Genomic DNA, 17,154 nt, shown 5'->3' on the forward strand with positions numbered 1-17,154 from the left:
CGACTACGGCCCGGCCGCCCGGCGTCGCCGTTCAGCGGCGGGCAGCAGGACCGATTGCGCCATTCACCCTAGCGAACGGCCCGGCGGTCCAGCACTAGGGCATTTGATCGAATGGGCGCCGGCCGCCGCGAGCGAACGGCGTCGGAGTCCGCAGGCGGTGCTTGAATAGAGGACATGACGTCTTTCGGAGATCTACTCGGCCCGCAACCCGTTCTGCTCACCGGGGACGACGACGCCGAATCGGACCTGCTCAACGGCGCCGCGCCGGCCGCGGTCGCAGCTGCACACCCGACCGCCTCGATCGCCTGGGCCTACCTGGCCGAGGCGGCTCTAGAGTCGTCGAAGACGGCCTCCGCCGGCGACGACATCGACACCGCCGCGGTCATCGCGGCCTATGCCTACGCCCGGACCGGTTACCACCGCGGCCTCGACCAGCTCCGACGCCACGGTTGGAAGGGTTTCGGGCCGGTGCCGTGGAGTCACGAACCCAACCGCGGCTTCCTCCGCTGCGTCGGGGCATTGGCCCGGGCCGCCGAATTGATCGGCGAGGAGGACGAGCACCTGCGCTGCCTCGACCTGCTCAACGACAGCGACCCGCGCGCGACCGCCGAACTCGGCCTCGTGTGATCGCACCGAGTCGATCGGTCACCTGCGGATGACGTCCGCCTGATGGCTCCGAGTGCCGCGAACCCGTCGTACCCGCGCCGGGTGTTCAATGCGATGCCCGCGCCGCTGAAGAGCCGCCTGCGCCGGCTGCGCGTGTCGCTGGTCCCGATCGTCCAGTGCGCGCTGGCGGCGGGGGCGTCGTGGTGGATCGCGGTGGAGATCTTCGATCATCCCGATCCGTTCTTCGCGCCGATCGCCGCGGTGATCTCGCTCGGGCTCTCCCTGGGACAGCGTTGGCGCCGGGCCGCCGAACTCGTGGGCGGCGTCGCGATCGGCATCCTCGTCGGCGACCTCTTCATCAGTCTCGTCGGCGAAGGCGCCTGGCAGATCATGGTCGTCGTCGCGCTGGCGATGTTGGTGGCGGTCTTCCTCGACGACGGTCCGCTCGTCCCCATGCAGGCCGCCTCGTCGGCCGCGCTGGTCGCGACGCTCCTCCCGCCCGGTGGGGTGGCGGGTTTCCATCGCGCGATCGACGCCCTCATCGGCGGGCTGGTGGGCATCCTCGTGGGTGCGTTGCTGCCGGTGAACCCGGCCAGCCGAGCGCGACGCGACGCGGCGGGCGTCCTGGCGACGGTCCGCGATGCCGCTCGCCAGCTGGCCACCGGACTCCGCGAACGCGACGAAGAACTGATCGCCGCCGCCCTCGAAGCAGGTCGCGGGACGCAGGCCGAGATCAACAAGATGCGATCGGACATGACCGGCGGCCGCGAGGTCACCCGCATCTCGCCCCTGTACTGGGGATCGAGGATGCGGCTGGACCGGATCTCGGCAACGGCCGACCCCATCGACAACGCGGTCCGCAACTTCCGGATCATCGCCCGGCGTTCCCTCGGCCTCACCCAGCGGGGTGTCGCGGTGCAGCCGGAGCTGATCGAGATCATCGACGATCTCGCCGGGGCGTTCGAGGTGTTACGCGCGATGATGATGGCCGACCCCGGCGACGAACCCGATCAGGCCGATGCCGCGCGGGTGATCCGCAGCATCGTGCGCAAGGCGCGTGCCGATCTGGTGACCAACAGCGAACTGTCGGAGGCCGCCCTGCTGGCCGAGATCCGGTCGTTGCTCGTCGACCTGCTGATGACCGCGGGGCTCCGCCGATCCTCCGCGCTGGCGACCCTGCGGAGCTGACCCGGCTGTTGCCACATATGCGAAGTTCTGCATATATTGACCGGTATCATGGGGCACTCACATTCGCACTCGCACGCTCCCGCCGCGGCGGCGGGACAGCGTCGGCTCTGGCCGATGGTGCTGGCGGTCGGGCTGATCGGCGGCTACTTCGTCGTCGAGCTCGTGACCGGCATTGTGGTGAACTCGCTCGCGCTGATCGCCGACGCCGGGCACATGCTGACCGATGTCGTCGCACTCGTCATGGGTCTGATCGCGCTGTTGCTCGGCCGGCACGGGCGGATCACCGACACCCGAAGTTTCGGATGGCATCGCGCCGAGGTGTTCACCGCCGTCGCCAACGCCGTCCTGCTGATGGGCGTCGCGGTCTTCGTGTTGTACGAGGCGGTCGAGCGTATCGGTAGCGACCCGCAGGTCCCGGGCCTCACTTTGATCGTGGTGGCCTTGATCGGCCTGCTGGTGAATCTCGGGGTCATGCTGCTGTTGCGGGCGGACGCCAAGGAGTCGATCGCGGTTCGCGGCGCCTACCTGGAGGTGTTGGCCGACGCCGTGGGCAGCGTCGGCGTGCTGATCGCCGGCGTCGTCGCCATGACGACCGGTTGGGGGTACGCCGACATCGTCGTCGCGGTGCTGATCGCGCTGTGGGTGGTCCCGCGGGCAGTGCGGCTCGCGCTCGACGCGCTGCGGATCCTCAACCAGCAGGCGCCGGCCCACGTCGACGTCGAGGCGCTGCGGGCCGACCTGGCCGACATCCCCGTCGTCGACGACGTGCACGACCTCCATGTCTGGACGCTCACGACCGGGATGGACGTGGCCACCGTCCACCTCGGCAGCAGTCGGCCCAACGGTGAGGTGTTGCCCGCCGCGCAGGCCGTCCTGGCCCGTCACGGCCTCGAGCATGCGACGGTGCAGATCGATCCCGACGACCACCAGCGGCGATGTCGTGACGAGATGACCTGGTGACCGTGCGTCGTGGCGCCGTGAATGTCGGTTATGCCCTACATTGCGGCGAATGGAACGACGCGATTTTCTCGCGGCGCTCGCCGCCGGCACCGTGGGGGCTCTGACCTCGAGCGCCCTTGTGGGCTGCGCGACGCCGGTCCCGGCGGCCGAGATCGACCCGGCCGAGCCGTCCACCCCGCGGCCGACCGGTACGACGCCCGTCCCGTCGTCGGGACTGTTGCCGCCGGCGGTCGGAACCCGCCGACCGCTGCCCGACGGGGCCATCACCGCACTCCCCGGTCCCGGCCGGTGTCTCGCGCTCACGGTCGACGACGGCGCGAACTCGGAGGTGATCGGCGCCTATGTGAAGTTCGCCCGGGACACCGGCGCCCGGTTCACCTTCTTCGTCACCGGCTCGTTCGACGGCTGGACCGACCACCGCAGCACCCTGCGGCCGCTCGTCGAGTCCGGCCAGATCCAGCTGGGCAACCACACGTGGAGTCATCCCGCGCTCACCGAGCTGTCCTCGCGCGCGGTGGCCGACGAACTGCGGCGGACCAAACGGTTCCTGAGCAACCAGTTCGGTGTCGACGGCACGCCGTACTATCGCCCGCCGTTCGGCTACCACGACGCAGGCGTCGACGCGGTGGCCGCCGACCTGGGCTACACGGTGCCGACCCTCTGGTACGGCTCGTTGTCCGACTCCGGCCTGATCACCGAGAAGTACCTCATCCGTTGCGCGCGCAAGTACTTCCGTCCGCAGAGCATCGTGATCGGCCACGCCAATCACGAACCGGTGACCAAGGTGTATCCGGAACTCGTCGAGATCATCCGAAATCGCAAGCTGCGCATGGTGACACTCGACGACTACTTCGCCGCGGGCCGCTGAGGTCCGACCGCCCCTCCCGTGGCGACGGCGAGGTGCGGACGCCGACCGCAACTTTTCGTTCACGCTGATCGCCGCAAGCCTTCTCGGCACCACGGTCGAGTGGTACGACTTCTTCCTCTACGCGACCGCGGCGAGCCTCGTGTTCAACCAGTTGTTCTTCCCCGACCAGAGTTCGTTCGTCGGCACCCTGCTGTCCTTCGCGACGTTCGCGGTGGGCTTCGTCGTGCGCCCGATCGGCGGAGTCGTCTTCGGGCACATCGGTGATCGCATCGGCCGCAAGCGCACGCTCGCGATCACCATGGTGATGATGGGCGTCGCGACCGCCCTGATGGGTGTGCTGCCCACCGCCGAGACGGTCGGTGTGCTCGCCCCGATCCTCCTGCTTCTCCTGCGCATCGCGCAGGGTTTCGCGCTGGGCGGGGAGTGGGCAGGTGCGGTGCTGCTGTCGGTCGAGCACAGCCCGGACGGCAAGCGCGGTCTGTTCGGGAGCATCCCGCAGATCGGCCTTGCCCTCGGACTCGCCTTGGGCACCGGAGTGTTCGCGCTGCTGCAGGTGGCCCTCGACGAGCAGGCGTTCCTGACCTACGGCTGGCGCATCGCGTTCCTGGTGAGCATCGTCCTGGTGGTCATCGGGTTCGTCGTGCGGTTGAAGGTCGACGAGACGCCGGCGTTCGCCGAAGTGGCCGAGCTCGCCAAGAAGTCCACGGCACCACTGCGCGACGTCGTGGTCCCGCCGAACACGCGCAACACCGTCCTCGGCCTCCTCGCCCGGTGGGGTGAGGGGTCGGCCTTCAACACCTGGGGCGTCTTCGCGATCGCCTACGCGACCACCGAACTGGACATGGAGAAGGTCCCGGTGCTGGTCGCCGTGACCATCGCCTCGCTCGTGATGGCGGCCCTGCTCCCGTTCTCCGGACTGCTCACCGACAGGTACGGCGCCAAGACGATCTACCTGATCGGGATCACCGCCTACGGCGTGGCCGTCTATCCGGTCTTCGCGCTGTTCGGGACCTCGAACCTGCTGTGGTTCGCCGTGGGACTGGTGATCGTCTTCGGGGTGATCCACGCACTCTTCTACGGCGCGCAGGGCACCTTGTTCGCGAGCCTGTACCCGACCCCGGTGCGCTACACCGGCCTGTCGGTCGTCTACCAGTTCTCCGGCATCTACGCCTCGGGTCTGACGCCGCTGATCCTCACCGCGCTGATCGGGGCGGCCGGTGGGTCACCGTGGCTCGCCGCCGGCTACCTCGTGCTGACCGCGGTCATCAGTGTCGTGGCCACGACGCTCATCCGGCGCGACGATCTCCACCTCACGACGGGCCCGCAGGCGTGGCCGGTCGGCTGAGTCGCGGATCAGGGGCGCACCAGCAGGAGATCGGTGACGTGGCGGTAGAACGTCGACCGCTTGAGCACGCGCGGGTTCACGACGCCCTCGCGCTCGACGACGACGTTGGTGCCTCCCGTCTGGCACGCGCGCCCGGTGAACCACCTGCCCGGCAACAACATCCGCTCCACCTGCGCGCGGAGGCCGGGTGCGGTCACGGTCGGTTCGATGAGGATCGAACGCACCTCGCCGTCGAAAAGTCGCTCGTTGTCGACGTAGGTCTCACCGTGCAGCTTCGCGCCCTCGGCGCCCAGGTGACGCGCGCTGCCGACCATGACGGTCGCGGCGTCGTCGCGGATGAGCGGCACCGCGACCGCGGTGCCGTGTTCGGCGAGCTCGCGCGCCGCCGGCCCGTGCGGCAACCGGTAGCGACGCGTCGCGGGCGTGGCCTCGGCGGAGACGTATGCGATCTCGACGTCGAGTCGTTCGGTGACCATCAATGCGGCCAGCACCTGGGACAGGAAGATGTCGTTCTCGTGCGCCACGGTCGGTGCGAAGCGCTCCGCGACACGCGGCTCGACGACGAGTCGGGTGACGTCGGGATCGGTGAGGGCGTCGGCGACCGCGGCGCGGACGGCCTTCTTGTCGTCGGCGCGGCTGGTCTGGCTCAGAAGGGCAAACGGCACGCGGATAGCGTATCGAGCGCGCCGACCCAGTAGTGTTGGTCAGGTTTGGTCCCAAGCGCGCCACACAAAGGAGTACCGGACATGGCCGCGATCGTGCTTATCGGAGCCCAGTGGGGTGACGAGGGCAAAGGCAAAGCGACCGACCTCCTCGGAGGCCGGATCAACTGGGTTGTCCGCTACCAGGGTGGCAACAACGCCGGGCACACCGTCGTACTCCCCACCGGGGAATCCTTCGCGCTGCACCTCATCCCGTCCGGCATCCTGACGCCCGGCGTGCAGAACGTCATCGGCAACGGCGTGGTCGTCGACCCCGGCGTGCTGCTCACCGAGCTCGGCGGCCTCGAGGACCGCGACGTCGACACCTCCGGCCTGCTGATCTCCGCCGACGCGCATCTGCTCATGCCGTACCACGTCGCGATCGACAAGGTCACCGAGCGCTTCCTGGGCAACAAGAAGATCGGGACCACGGGTCGCGGAATCGGCCCCTGCTACCAGGACAAGATCGCCCGCGTCGGCGTGCGCGTCGCCGACGTCCTCGACGAGAAGATCCTCACCCAGAAGGTCGAGGCGGCGCTCGAGCTGAAGAACCAGATCCTGGTCAAGATCTACAACCGCAAGGCCCTCGACCCGGCGCAGGTCGTCGACGAGGTCCTCGGGCAGGCCGAAGGATTCAAGCACCGCATCGCCGACACCCGGCTGCTGCTCAACCAGGCCCTGGAGAACGGCGAGACGGTGCTGCTCGAGGGCTCCCAGGGCACCCTGCTCGATGTCGACCACGGCACCTATCCGTATGTGACGTCGTCGAATCCGACCGCCGGCGGCGCCGCGGTCGGCGCCGGCATCGGACCCAACAAGATCACCACCGTCCTGGGCATCCTGAAGGCCTACACCACCCGCGTGGGCTCGGGACCGTTCCCCACCGAACTCTTCGACGAGTGGGGCGCCTACCTCGCCAAGACCGGCGGCGAGGTGGGTGTCACCACCGGTCGCGCCCGCCGCTGCGGCTGGTTCGACGCCGTGATCGCCCGCTACGCGACCCGCGTCAACGGCATCACCGACTACTTCCTCACCAAGCTCGACGTCCTCTCCAGCCTCGACACCGTGCCGATCTGCGTGGCCTACGAGGTCGACGGTGAGCGCATCGAGGAGATGCCGATGACCCAGACCGGCTTCCACCACGCGAAGCCGATCTACGAGGAGATGCCCGGCTGGTGGGAGGACATCTCCCAGTGCAAGACCTTCGACGAACTGCCCCAGAACGCGCAGAACTACATCCTGCGGCTCGAGGAGCTCTCGGGTGCGCACATCTCGTGCGTGGGCGTGGGTCCGGGACGGGACCAGACGATCGTGCGGCGCGAGATCGTCTGACCCTTCGCTCCTGGGGTTTCGGCGGCTTGGCGGCCGTCGAGGTCTACGAAAGAACACCCGTGAGCGTCTGATTTCATGCTCCCTGAGGTGCGAGCGAAGCGAGCCACGAAGGGCTCGCAACGTGTCTCACCAGGCCCGTCGTGGCTCGTCGCTTGCGCTCCTCGCACCTCAGGGGCCAGTGGGGCGGCTGGCAGTTGCTTGCGCTCCTCACACCTCAGGGAGCAATGGGGTCGCTTTCTTCGGATTAGAGAGCAGGGTTGGGGCGGGGTGATGCTCCGCTCGGCGAGCTCGTCGCGGAATCGCGGTCGGCTCGTGATTAGCTAGTGCCCATGCGTGCCAAGCGGGGGAGTCGCGACTACGGGTCCATCCTGCTCGGCTCCGTCGGCGAGAGCTCGGTCAAACAGCGGGTCCGCATCCAGACGCTGCTGACCGCGTCGATCGTGGTGGCCAACCTGTTCGGGGCGATCGTCGCGGTCGCGCTCACCGCGGTCGGCATCCCGCAGCCGACCATCTTCACCGCTGAACTGTGGTGGGTCAACTTCATCGTGGTGCCCGTCTACATCACCGCAGCCTTCGTCGTGGGAATCGGATGGGGCACCTACGTCGGCGTCCGTGATCTGCGCTGGGCGATCCGCGACGTCGCGCCGACCAAGCGCGATGCCCGTCGGACGATGCGGCTGCCGTGGCGGTTGTCACTGGTGCAGGGATTCCTGTGGGGCATCGCCACCGTGATGCTCACCATCATGTACGGGATCGTCGACCCGCAGCTGATCCCGAAGACGCTGTTCGTGGTGAGCCTCAGTGGCGTCGTGGTGGTGGCGATCTCGTATCTGTTCATCGACTTCACGCTGCGTCCCGTTGCGGCGGAACTGATCTCGGCCGGACACCGTCGACGCAAACGCACCGGTGTGAAGGCGCGCTCGGTCGTCTCGTGGATGGTGGGTTCGGCGATCCCGATCATCGGCATCCTGCTGGTGCTGGCCTTCGGGCTCGCGCGGGACGAGACCTCCAAGCTCGACCTGTTCGTCGGGGCCACGGTCCTCGGGGTCACCGCACTCTTCACCGGCCTGCTGCTGACGCTGCTGTCGAGCATGAGCGTCACCGGCCCCATCCGCAGCGTGCGCGCCGGGATGAACCGCGTGAGCGACGGTGACCTCGACAACGCCGACCTCGTCGTCTACGACGGCACCGAACTCGGCGACCTGCAGGTCGGTTTCAACTCGATGGTCGCCGGACTCCGTGAGCGAGAACGGATACGGGACCTGTTCGGGCGGCACGTGGGCCACGAAGTCGCTGAGGCGGCCATGTCGTCGAACCCGGAACTCGGTGGGACCGAACGCCTCGCCGCCACGCTGTTCGTCGACGTCATCGGATCGACGACACTTGCCGCACAGCGCCGTCCGACCGAGGTGGTCGAGATCCTCAACAAGTTCTTCGCGGTCATCGTGCGGGCGGTCGAGGAACACGACGGCCTGGTGAACAAATTCGAGGGCGACGCGGTGCTCGCCATCTTCGGTGCACCCATCGACCTCGACGACGCCGCCGGCAGCGCTCTTGCCGCCGCTCGCGACATCGCCCGTGGCCTGGCCGAGGAGGTGCCCGACCTGTCGGCCGGGGTCGGGGTCAGCCACGGGGCCGTGGTCGCCGGGAACGTCGGTGCCATCGAGAGATTCGAGTACACCGTCATCGGTGACCCGGTCAACGAGAGTGCCCGCCTGTCGGAACTGGCCAAACGGGATCCGCGGCGGCCGTTGGCCTCCGGACGGGCGGTCAAGGCCGCGCAGCGGGACGAGGCCGAGCGGTGGGAGGAGCAGGAGACCACCTCGCTGCGCGGCCGGACCGAGGAGACGACCGTGTTCGCCGCATTTGTCGACGACGAGTGAGGGTCTCGCTCAGCCGATCGCGTCTTCGGAGCTGATCAACCGCCCGTCCGGGCCGACGATGCTCAGGCCCAGTCCGTCGAAGACAGAGTACTTGTACCCGTTGTTGTAGGCGACGTAGTAGTGACGGCCGCTGCCGTTCTCCTGCACGTGCACCTCGGACACCGGGATGCACAGGGTGTTCCCACTCGAACGCGCGACACCCCGGTACTCGAGGGTGCCGTCGGCGCGCCACTGACAGATCGACGCCGCCGACCGGTCGGTGACGACGGAGGTGACGGTCCGTTGTCCGGCATCGCAGGACGGTGCCGAGGGCGCGGCAACCGCGGTCGAGGTGCCGACGGCGAGCGCGCCGGCGGTGAGAACGAGGGAAGCGCCGGCAGTGGCCAGGCGGGTGATGGTCGTGTTCATGAGAGCGAAGGTAGGACAGGGCTTGTCGAAGTGGGAATGGGCAGAACTCCCCGGGTTCGTTCGGATGGGGGACTAGACGTCCCGGTCGCCCTGTCCCTCGGCGAAGTCGAGCCGGCGCAACGCGATTCGCAGCACCTCGTCGTCGATGCGTCCGGCGTCGCGTTCGGCGATGAAGACCGCGCGCTGGATCTGCAGGATCTCCGTCCGGAGTCGTGCCCCGGCGGACGTCGGACTCTCACCGAGATCCTCGGGACCCCGGCCGAGTTCTTCCCAGGCCACATTGCGCTGCGTGGTGATCCACTTGCGCAGCATCGCCACCTGGAGCCGGCGCGGATCGTCGTCGGACAGTTCGGTGGCGTAATCGTCGAGGCGCCGTTCGGATTCCCGGGACGCACGGTCCTGCGCGGCCGCATACGCCAGCCGATCCTGGGCGCGCTCGTCGCCGCTCACCCCGAGGAAGCGGATGACCCAGGGCAGGGTGGTGCCCTGGATCAGCAACGTCCCCACCACGACCACGAAGGTCAGGAACAGGATCTCGGCGCGGGCGGGGAACGGTTGGTTCGTCTCGGTGTAGACGGGGATGGCGAACGCGGCGGCCAGTGACACCACGCCACGCATACCGGCCCAGGAGACGACGAACACCGACGCCGGACTCGGCGGCGGCTCGCGGTCGCGGATCCGTCGCGAGAGCAGTCGGGGCAGATAGGTCGCCGGGTAGACCCAGACGATGCGCACGAGGATCGTCGCTGCCAGGACCGCCGCGGCGTCGATGGCGATCTGCGTCCACGACTCGTTCTCGACACCCTCGATGAGCATGGGCAGCTGGAGCCCGATGAGCAAGAAGACGAACGACTCGAGGATGGTGTCGATCGACTTGCGCACCGCCTCGTCCTGCAGGCGCGTCGCATAGCCCAGGCGCACCGATCGGTGGCCGAGGTAGAGACCGGCGGTGACCACCGCGATGACACCCGAACCGTGCAGTTCCTCGGCCGCGTAGTACGTGGCGAACGGGACGATGATGCCGATGGCGGTCTCCATCGGCGGGTCGGTGAGCCAGACACGCACCCAGGACACGACCACCCCGACGAGGAGGCCCACGATCAGGCCGCCGAGGGCGGCCACCGCGAACGTCAGGACCCCTTCGCCGACCGTCGCGGTGGCCCCCACCGCCGCGGCGAGCGCGATCCGGAACGCGGTCAGGGCGGTCGCGTCGTTGAGCAGGCTCTCGCCGCCGAGCAGCGTCATCATCCGGCGCGGCAAGCCCAGCCGCCGGCCGATCGCCTGCGCCGACACCGCATCGGGCGGTGCGACGACGGCCCCGAGGACCAGCGCCGCCGCGATCGGGAGGTTGGGGACGACGAGGTATGCGACGTACCCGACGACGAGCGTCGTCACCAGCGGCAGGCCGACCGCCAGGAAGCCGATGGCCCGCCAGTTGGCGCGGAACGCCTGATATGAACTCTCCTGCGCGGCCGAGTACAGCAGCGGCGGCAGGATGAGGAAGAGGACGAGTTCCGGTTCCAGGGTCATCGGCGGCAGCTCGGGGATCCATCCGATCGCGAGGCCGGCGGTGACCAGCACCAGCGGAGAGGACAAACCGTATCGGCGGCACAGCGCGGCGATCGCCACGGCGATGACCGCGACCAGCAATAGCGATGCGCCCATTCGAGCGACTCTAATCGCGCCGGCCCGATGGATAATGTCGGGCATGAAGATCTTTCGGCGGAAGTCATCGGCCGCGGCCGCGTCCGGGCCGGCGGGGTCCGGTTCCGACGCCTCGAGCACGGCGCGCTGCGTCGAACTGGAGTCGTTCGACGCCGCGCCGGCCGCCGACCCGGCGCCGGCATCGGGCGACGACCGCAGTTGCCAGGACTGTGTCGCGATCGGCGAGACCCACTGGGCACATCTGCGGAAGTGCCTGACGTGCGGGCACATCGGTTGTTGCGATTCGAGCCCGCGACGACACGCGACCGGTCACTTCCACGAGACCGGGCACCCGGTCATGCGTTCGGCCGAGCCGGGCGAGGTGTGGCGGTGGTGCTTCGTGCACGAGGTGACGGGATGATCACCCGACGGTCCTTGGTGTGTTCGACGAGGTGGAGGAGTGCGCCGGGATCTGTGCTGGCGGCAAGTAGGATTTGAGGATGACGTCGAACAGCGAGAGTGCGACCAGCGCAGCCCAGCCGGCGCCGACGACCGGGCCGCCGGACGTCATCGGCACGCCGCTGAGTCCGACCGCGACCAAGGTGATGGTCCTCGGGGCAGGTGAACTCGGCAAAGAGGTCGTGATCGCGTTCCAGCGCCTCGGCGTCGAGGTCGTCGCCGTCGATCGCTACGCCGACGCGCCCGGCCACCAGGTCGCACACCATGCCGAGGTCATCGACATGACCGATCCCGCCGCCCTGCACGCGGTCATCGACAAGCATCGTCCCGCGTACGTGGTGCCCGAGATCGAGGCGATCGCCACCGAGGCCCTCGTCGACGTCGCCGAACGCGGTATCGCCGAGGTCATCCCGACCGCGAGCGCTGTCGTCGCCACGATGAACCGCGAGGGAATCCGGCGTCTCGCCGACGAGGAACTCGGGCTGCCGACGTCGCCGTATCTCTTCGCCGACACTCTCGAGGACCTCACTGTCGCGGCGCGTCAGGTCGGGTTCCCGTGTGTGATCAAGCCGGTCATGTCGTCGTCGGGCAAGGGGCAGTCCGTTGCGCGGGGCCCCGAGGAGCTGGCCTCGGCCTGGGAGACCGCGAACACCGGCGGTCGGGTGCAGGGCAGTCGCGTCATCGTCGAGGGCTTCGTCGAATTCGATTACGAGATCACCCTTCTCACGGTTCGTGCGATCAATCCGGCCACCGGCCGGCTCACGTCCCACTTCTGTGCGCCCATCGGCCACCGGCAGATCAACGGCGACTACGTGGAGAGCTGGCAGCCCCATGAGATGAGCGCCGACGCGCACGCCTCGGCGACCTCGATCGCGGCGCGCATCGCCACCGCCCTCGGTGACGGAAAGCTGGCCGGGCGCGGCGTTTTCGGCGTCGAACTGTTCGTCAAGGGAGACGACGTCTACTTCTCCGAGGTCAGTCCCCGCCCGCACGACACCGGTCTCGTCACGATGGCGACCCAGCGGTTGTCGGAGTTCGAGATGCACGCGCGGGCGATCCTCGGTCTCCCGGTCGACGTCACGCTCGCGTCCCCGGGTGCCTCGGCCGTCATCTACGGGCAACTCGACGAGCCGGCGATCGGTTTCGAGAACGTCGCCGCCGCACTTGCCGTACCCGAGACCGACATCCGACTGTTCGGCAAGCCCGAGAGCTTCCACCGCCGGCGCATGGGCGTGGTCACTGCGACAGCCGACGACGTGCCGGTCGCGCGTGAGCGTGCCGTCCGCGCCGCGTCGCTCGTCACACCCGTGCCGGGCCGCCCGGCCGTTCGCAAGGCCGCCACCCTTCCGCCGACCCCGCCCCCGGCGCCCCCGCGACGCCCCGGGCCACCGCCCGGCCCGGTCGGCCCGCCGCGCGGACCCGTGGGTCCGCCTCCCGGTGTACTGAAACCACCGGGTGCGCCGCTGGGACCGCCGCCCGGTCGTCCGGGACCGCCGCCCGGGCCCCGGCCACCCGTACCGCGGCCGGCCGGGGGTCCGCGCCCGGTACCGCCCGCGCCGATACCCCCGTCGGGGACCCCGCCGCGTCCGTCGGGCCCGCCGCCACGGCCGGCCCCGCACGAAAAGGCCCCGCACGATCAGGCCCCGGCGATGACCTCGATGGTCAAGACCGACGACCGGCCCGCCGACGCGCGCCCCGGTGCGTCGTCGAAGCCCGGCGAGTGATCGGACGAGGTCCGGGTGCCGTTCTGGGGTGAGCTGCTGGTCGCAGCGGTGATCTTGGTGGGCCTGGTGGGCATCGTCGTGCCGATCCTGCCCGGCACCTTGCTCATCGTCGGCGCACTGTTCGTCTGGGCCCTCGTCGTGGGTGGTTGGGCCTGGTCGGTATTCGCTCTGGCCCTCGTCGTCATCGGCGTCGGCGAGGTGCTCAAGTACCTGATCGCGGGCCGGTCGCTGCGCGCGGACGCGATCCCGAACCGCACGATCGTGGTCGGGGGCCTGGTCGGCATCGTCGGCTTCTTCGTCGTCCCCGTCATCGGCCTGCTGCTCGGCTTCATCGTGGGCGCGCTGGCATCGGAACTCGTTCGCACGCGCAGCTTCGACGGCGCGTGGCGGGGCGCGTTCTCGGCGCTGAAGGCGGCGGTGAAGACGATCGGCATCGAACTCCTCTTCGCGCTGATCGCGACGGGCATCTGGACCGGCGGCGCCTTCACCTGGTGACCGAACGGGTCGCGGCACCGGTCGTGACCTGCCAGTATCAAATCTTGTGATCGCGGTCACCGATTGATGTGTACAGTCGTGCACCGAAGGGTAATACCGGTCAGTAACTCCAGCCGTGGGGATTTCTAGGGGAGGAGTCTGAGTGAACCTGTTGAAGTGGAGCAAGCGGCCGGCGGCCGGGGTCGAGGCCCGGAAACCGGAGGTCAACATCATCCGGGGTCTGGTGGCCCGAGCGACCACCCCGTTGCTGCCCGACGACTATCTGCACCTGATCAATCCGCTGTGGAGCGCGCGCGAGCTCCGCGGCAAGGTGCTCGACGTGACCAAGGAGACCGACGACACCGCCACCGTCACCATTCGGACGGGCTGGGGGTTCCCCGAGTCGTACAAACCGGGCCAGTACGTCGGGATCGGTCTGCAGATCGAGGGCAAGTGGCACTGGCGGTCGTACTCGTTGACGTCGTTCGGCGCCAACGAGGACAAGACCATCGCGATCACGGTCAAGGCGAACCCCGACGGATTCCTGTCGTCGCATCTCGTCGACGGCGTCAGCCCCGGGACGATCATCCGGCTGCAGTCGCCCAAGGGCGACTTCCATCTGCCCGAGCCGGTTCCGGGCAAGATCCTGTTCGTGACCGCGGGCAGCGGGATCACTCCCGTCATGGCGATGCTGCGGCAGCTGAGTTCGCACGGTCAGACACCCGACATCGTGCACATCCACTCCGCGCCCACCCGCGACGACGTGATCTTCCTCGACGAGATGGAGACGCTCGCCGACGAGGCCGATGATTACGATCTGAATCTCCAGCTGACCAAGGAGATGGGCAAGTTCGACGTCTCGCGGATGGACGAGTGGGCGCCGGACTGGCGTGAACGCGAATGCTGGGCCTGCGGACCGGTCGCGCTGCTCGACGCGATGGAGTCGCACTACGAGGACGGCGGCCTGCGCGAGCGGCTGCACGTCGAGCGGTTCGCCATCGCCCGCACCGACCACGGCGGCGAAGGCGGCACCGTGAAGTTCGCGATCTCAGACAAGGAAGCCGAGATCGACGGCGCCACAACACTTCTCGAAGCAGGGGAGAACCTGGGAATCCAGATGGCGTTCGGCTGCCGGATGGGTATCTGCCAGACCTGCGTCGTGCCGCTCGCCGGGGGTTACGTGCGTGACCTGCGCACCGGCGAGGAACGTCGCGAAGGAGAACGAATCCAGACATGCATCAGCGCCGTGTCTGGTGAATGCACCCTAGATCTGTAGGAGGCTTCATGGCCATCACCGACATCGATCAATACGCACATCTCACCGAGAGCGACGTCGAAACCCTCGGCGCCGAGTTGGACGCCATCCGTCGTGACATCGAGGAGTCGCGGGGCGAGGCCGACGCCAAGTACATCCGCCGGGCCATCACCCTGCAGCGCAGCCTCGCTGCCGGTGGCCGGCTCGCCCTGATGTTCAGCGACAAGAAGGTCGCCTGGGCTGCCGGGACCGCGATGCTCTCGCTCGCCAAGATCATCGAGAACATGGAACTGGGCCACAACGTGATGCACGGCCAGTGGGACTGGATGAACGATCCGGAGGTCCACTCGTCGTCGTGGGAGTGGGACACCACCTGCCCGAGCGTGCAGTGGAAGCACTCGCACAACTTCGTCCATCACAAGTACACGAACGTCGTCGGGATGGACGACGACGTGGGCTACGGAATCCTGCGCGTCACCCGGGACCAGCCCTGGGAGTGGTGGAACGTCGGTAACCCGATCTACAACCTGACGCTCGGCACGTTCTTCGAATACGGTGTGGCGCTGCACCATCTGGAGACGGAGAAGCTGCGCAACAAAGAGAAGACCTACCGTCAGGCGGCCAAGGATCTCCGGGTGATCGGCACCAAGGTCGGCAAACAGGCGGCCAAGGACTATCTGATCTTCCCGGCTCTGGCGGGTCCGAACTGGAAGACGACGCTCACCGCGAACTTCACCTCGAACATCATCCGGAACTACTGGGCGTACATGGTGATCTTCTGTGGTCACTTCCCCGACGGAGCCGAGAAGTTCACGGTCGACGAGTTCGAGAACGAGGACCAACCGCGCTGGTATCTGCGTCAGATGTTGGGATCGGCCAACTTCAAGGCCGGACCGCTGATGCGGTTCATGAGCGGGAACCTCAGTCATCAGATCGAACACCACCTGTTCCCCGACCTGCCGAGCAGCAGGTACGAGGAAATCGGTGTGCGTGTCCGCGAGTTGTGTGACAAATACGACCTGCCGTACACGACGGGGACCCTCCTGGGTCAATATGCCCAGTCGTTCCGGACCATCGCGAAGCTGGCACTGCCGAACTCGTTGTTGAAGGCGACGTCGGATGACGCGCCGGAGACGGCGTCGGAGCTGCGCTTCGCGATCCGCGAGGGCATGAGTGACCACTTCGGCGTCGACCCGGCGACCGGGAAGCGACGGGGTCTGCGGACGGCGTTGCGTGAACTCAAGAATTCCCCGGTGCGGTCGGCGCATGTGGGGCGGGCCGCGTCGGGCCGCCCGGCATGGAACCAGTTGTGACATAACAGATGTCGCGCATCGTTGCGCTTTTCGCGACGATGCGCGACATCTGCGAATAACCCCCGGGGCATCGTGCGTCCGTGTCAGAATGACGCACGTGCGCATCGGGATGACCATGCCTGTGATGGAGCCGGATCTCGACGCCGAGATGCTCCATTCGTGGGCCACCACCATCGACGACGGTCCGTTCAGCTCGCTGTGCTGGGGTGAACGTATCGCGTTCGACAATCCGGAATGCCTGACCTTCCTCGGCGCGCTGGCGGCGTGGACGCGACGGGTGCCGCTCGTGATGACGGTCGTCGTGCCGCAGCTGCACGACCCGGTGATGCTCGCCAAGTCGTTGGCGACCGGCGACATGCTGTCGGGAGGACGCCTCACCGTGGCACTCGGGGTCGGCGGGCGGCACGAGGATTACCGGGCCGTCGGCGCGGACCCGTCCACGCAGACGATGCGTCAACTCGCCGACCGGGCCGAGACGATGAAACGGGTGTGGGCCGGGGAGAAACTCACCGAGTCGGTCCTGCCGGTCGGTCCGCCGCCGCACCGGAAGGGCGGTCCGGTACTGCATGTCGGGACCACCGGGCCGAAGACGATTCGTAGCGCGGTTGATTGGGCGGACGGAATCGCCGGAGTCACCCTTGATCTCGATGCCGACAAGCAGAACGAGCTCTTCGATGTTGCCCGGTCGGCATGGGCGGATGCCGGTCGGGCGGCACCGCATCTCGCGACGTCGTTCTGGTTCGCGATCGGTGAGGGCGACGGTCCCCGAGCGCAGGTGACCCGGCACCTGCATCACTACATGAACTGGATCCCGTCGGAGTTCGTCGACGCGATCGCACCCACCACCGGGTGGGCGGGCACCGAGGCCGAGCTCGCCGAGGTCCTGCGGCGGTTTGCCGACATCGGTACCGACGAGGTGCAACTCATCCCGACGAGTTCGGACCCTGATCAGCTCCGGCGCGCCGCGGACGTGGCGGCGGCGTTCTCCTGACGA

The 17,154-nt window shown here is 68.1% G+C and carries 15 protein-coding genes and 1 pseudogene; 13 read left to right on the plus strand and 3 right to left on the minus strand.

The features are described from left to right. Positions 1-174 precede the first annotated feature (174 nt). From ACFUEJ_RS04555 to ACFUEJ_RS04575, 5 genes and pseudogenes are all read left to right on the plus strand, one after another. Entirely contained in the window at positions 175-627 is a 453-nt protein-coding gene (locus ACFUEJ_RS04555; protein ID WP_078112668.1) for a DUF3151 domain-containing protein, read from the plus strand. 42 nt (positions 628-669) lie between these two features. After that, the gene (locus ACFUEJ_RS04560) at positions 670-1,794 is read left to right on the plus strand and encodes an aromatic acid exporter family protein (protein ID WP_388027808.1); all 1,125 of its coding nucleotides are present in this window, start codon (positions 670-672) and stop codon (positions 1,792-1,794) included. Between the two features lie 48 nt (positions 1,795-1,842). Further along, the gene (locus ACFUEJ_RS04565; RefSeq protein ID WP_269553411.1) at positions 1,843-2,754 is read left to right on the plus strand and encodes a cation diffusion facilitator family transporter; all 912 of its coding nucleotides are present in this window, start codon (positions 1,843-1,845) and stop codon (positions 2,752-2,754) included. A gap of 49 nt (positions 2,755-2,803) precedes the next feature. Continuing rightward, entirely contained in the window at positions 2,804-3,622 is an 819-nt protein-coding gene (locus ACFUEJ_RS04570; RefSeq protein ID WP_388027811.1) for a polysaccharide deacetylase family protein, read from the plus strand. A gap of 61 nt (positions 3,623-3,683) precedes the next feature. Beyond that, a pseudogene (locus ACFUEJ_RS04575) lies at positions 3,684-4,967 on the plus strand (MFS transporter); the annotation flags it as partial. An 8-nt stretch (positions 4,968-4,975) separates the two neighbouring features. On the opposite strand, the gene ACFUEJ_RS04580 reads toward ACFUEJ_RS04575, so the two are convergent. After that, on the minus strand, positions 4,976-5,632 hold the full coding sequence (locus ACFUEJ_RS04580) for a hypothetical protein (RefSeq protein ID WP_388027813.1): 657 nt from the start codon (positions 5,630-5,632) through the stop codon (positions 4,976-4,978). An 81-nt stretch (positions 5,633-5,713) separates the two neighbouring features. Between ACFUEJ_RS04580 and ACFUEJ_RS04585 the strand changes: the two genes are divergently transcribed. Continuing rightward, positions 5,714-7,000: an adenylosuccinate synthase gene (locus ACFUEJ_RS04585; RefSeq protein WP_388027815.1), complete on the plus strand. Its 1,287-nt coding sequence runs from the start codon at positions 5,714-5,716 to the stop codon at positions 6,998-7,000. Between the two features lie 329 nt (positions 7,001-7,329). Next, the gene (locus tag ACFUEJ_RS04590; RefSeq protein ID WP_068971295.1) at positions 7,330-8,883 is read left to right on the plus strand and encodes an adenylate/guanylate cyclase domain-containing protein; all 1,554 of its coding nucleotides are present in this window, start codon (positions 7,330-7,332) and stop codon (positions 8,881-8,883) included. A gap of 9 nt (positions 8,884-8,892) precedes the next feature. Here ACFUEJ_RS04590 and ACFUEJ_RS04595 read toward each other — a convergent pair whose 3' ends face one another. Together ACFUEJ_RS04595 and ACFUEJ_RS04600 are read right to left on the minus strand one after the other, a co-directional pair. After that, a complete protein-coding gene (locus tag ACFUEJ_RS04595) occupies positions 8,893-9,291 on the minus strand; it encodes a hypothetical protein (protein ID WP_068971291.1) in 399 nt (132 codons plus the stop codon). A 72-nt stretch (positions 9,292-9,363) separates the two neighbouring features. Next, a complete protein-coding gene (locus ACFUEJ_RS04600; protein WP_388027819.1) occupies positions 9,364-10,956 on the minus strand; it encodes a Na+/H+ antiporter in 1,593 nt (530 codons plus the stop codon). Between the two features lie 43 nt (positions 10,957-10,999). Here ACFUEJ_RS04600 and ACFUEJ_RS04605 point away from each other — a divergent pair, with 43 nt between their 5' ends. The 6 genes from ACFUEJ_RS04605 to ACFUEJ_RS04630 all read left to right on the plus strand — a co-directional run bounded on the left by ACFUEJ_RS04605 (position 11,000) and on the right by ACFUEJ_RS04630 (position 17,151). Next, a complete protein-coding gene (locus ACFUEJ_RS04605; protein WP_068971293.1) occupies positions 11,000-11,356 on the plus strand; it encodes a UBP-type zinc finger domain-containing protein in 357 nt (118 codons plus the stop codon). A gap of 79 nt (positions 11,357-11,435) precedes the next feature. Then, a complete protein-coding gene (gene purT, locus ACFUEJ_RS04610) occupies positions 11,436-13,118 on the plus strand; it encodes a formate-dependent phosphoribosylglycinamide formyltransferase (protein WP_388027822.1) in 1,683 nt (560 codons plus the stop codon). 15 nt (positions 13,119-13,133) lie between these two features. Beyond that, positions 13,134-13,613 (plus strand): DUF456 domain-containing protein, encoded by a 480-nt coding sequence (locus ACFUEJ_RS04615; RefSeq protein WP_068970718.1) that lies wholly within the window; start codon positions 13,134-13,136, stop codon positions 13,611-13,613. A 142-nt stretch (positions 13,614-13,755) separates the two neighbouring features. After that, positions 13,756-14,868, plus strand: a complete 1,113-nt coding sequence (locus tag ACFUEJ_RS04620; protein WP_058249872.1) for a ferredoxin reductase — start codon at positions 13,756-13,758, stop codon at positions 14,866-14,868. An 8-nt stretch (positions 14,869-14,876) separates the two neighbouring features. After that, the gene (locus ACFUEJ_RS04625) at positions 14,877-16,160 is read left to right on the plus strand and encodes a fatty acid desaturase (RefSeq protein WP_068970719.1); all 1,284 of its coding nucleotides are present in this window, start codon (positions 14,877-14,879) and stop codon (positions 16,158-16,160) included. A gap of 109 nt (positions 16,161-16,269) precedes the next feature. Next, positions 16,270-17,151, plus strand: a complete 882-nt coding sequence (locus tag ACFUEJ_RS04630) for an LLM class flavin-dependent oxidoreductase (RefSeq protein ID WP_068970722.1) — start codon at positions 16,270-16,272, stop codon at positions 17,149-17,151. The last annotated feature ends 3 nt before the right edge of the window (positions 17,152-17,154 follow it).

The organism is Gordonia sp. NPDC057258, assembly GCF_042668985.1.
Lineage (GTDB): Bacteria > Actinomycetota > Actinomycetes > Mycobacteriales > Mycobacteriaceae > Gordonia > Gordonia hongkongensis.

What these genes read in the sequence shown, in the direction of transcription:
- ACFUEJ_RS04570 (WP_388027811.1), top strand. Translation starts at nt 2,804, where the DNA reads ATGGAACGACGCGATTTTCTCGCGGCGCTCGCCGCCGGCACCGTGGGG.
- ACFUEJ_RS04590 (WP_068971295.1), top strand. Translation starts at nt 7,330, where the DNA reads ATGCGTGCCAAGCGGGGGAGTCGCGACTACGGGTCCATCCTGCTCGGC.
- ACFUEJ_RS04555 (WP_078112668.1), top strand. Translation starts at nt 175, where the DNA reads ATGACGTCTTTCGGAGATCTACTCGGCCCGCAACCCGTTCTGCTCACC.
- ACFUEJ_RS04625 (WP_068970719.1), top strand. Translation starts at nt 14,877, where the DNA reads ATGGCCATCACCGACATCGATCAATACGCACATCTCACCGAGAGCGAC.
- ACFUEJ_RS04605 (WP_068971293.1), top strand. Translation starts at nt 11,000, where the DNA reads ATGAAGATCTTTCGGCGGAAGTCATCGGCCGCGGCCGCGTCCGGGCCG.
- ACFUEJ_RS04595 (WP_068971291.1), bottom strand. Translation starts at nt 9,291, where the DNA reads ATGAACACGACCATCACCCGCCTGGCCACTGCCGGCGCTTCCCTCGTT.
- ACFUEJ_RS04630 (WP_068970722.1), top strand. Translation starts at nt 16,270, where the DNA reads ATGACCATGCCTGTGATGGAGCCGGATCTCGACGCCGAGATGCTCCAT.
- purT (WP_388027822.1), top strand. Translation starts at nt 11,436, where the DNA reads ATGACGTCGAACAGCGAGAGTGCGACCAGCGCAGCCCAGCCGGCGCCG.
- ACFUEJ_RS04565 (WP_269553411.1), top strand. Translation starts at nt 1,843, where the DNA reads ATGGGGCACTCACATTCGCACTCGCACGCTCCCGCCGCGGCGGCGGGA.
- ACFUEJ_RS04600 (WP_388027819.1), bottom strand. Translation starts at nt 10,956, where the DNA reads ATGGGCGCATCGCTATTGCTGGTCGCGGTCATCGCCGTGGCGATCGCC.
- ACFUEJ_RS04585 (WP_388027815.1), top strand. Translation starts at nt 5,714, where the DNA reads ATGGCCGCGATCGTGCTTATCGGAGCCCAGTGGGGTGACGAGGGCAAA.
- ACFUEJ_RS04560 (WP_388027808.1), top strand. Translation starts at nt 670, where the DNA reads ATGGCTCCGAGTGCCGCGAACCCGTCGTACCCGCGCCGGGTGTTCAAT.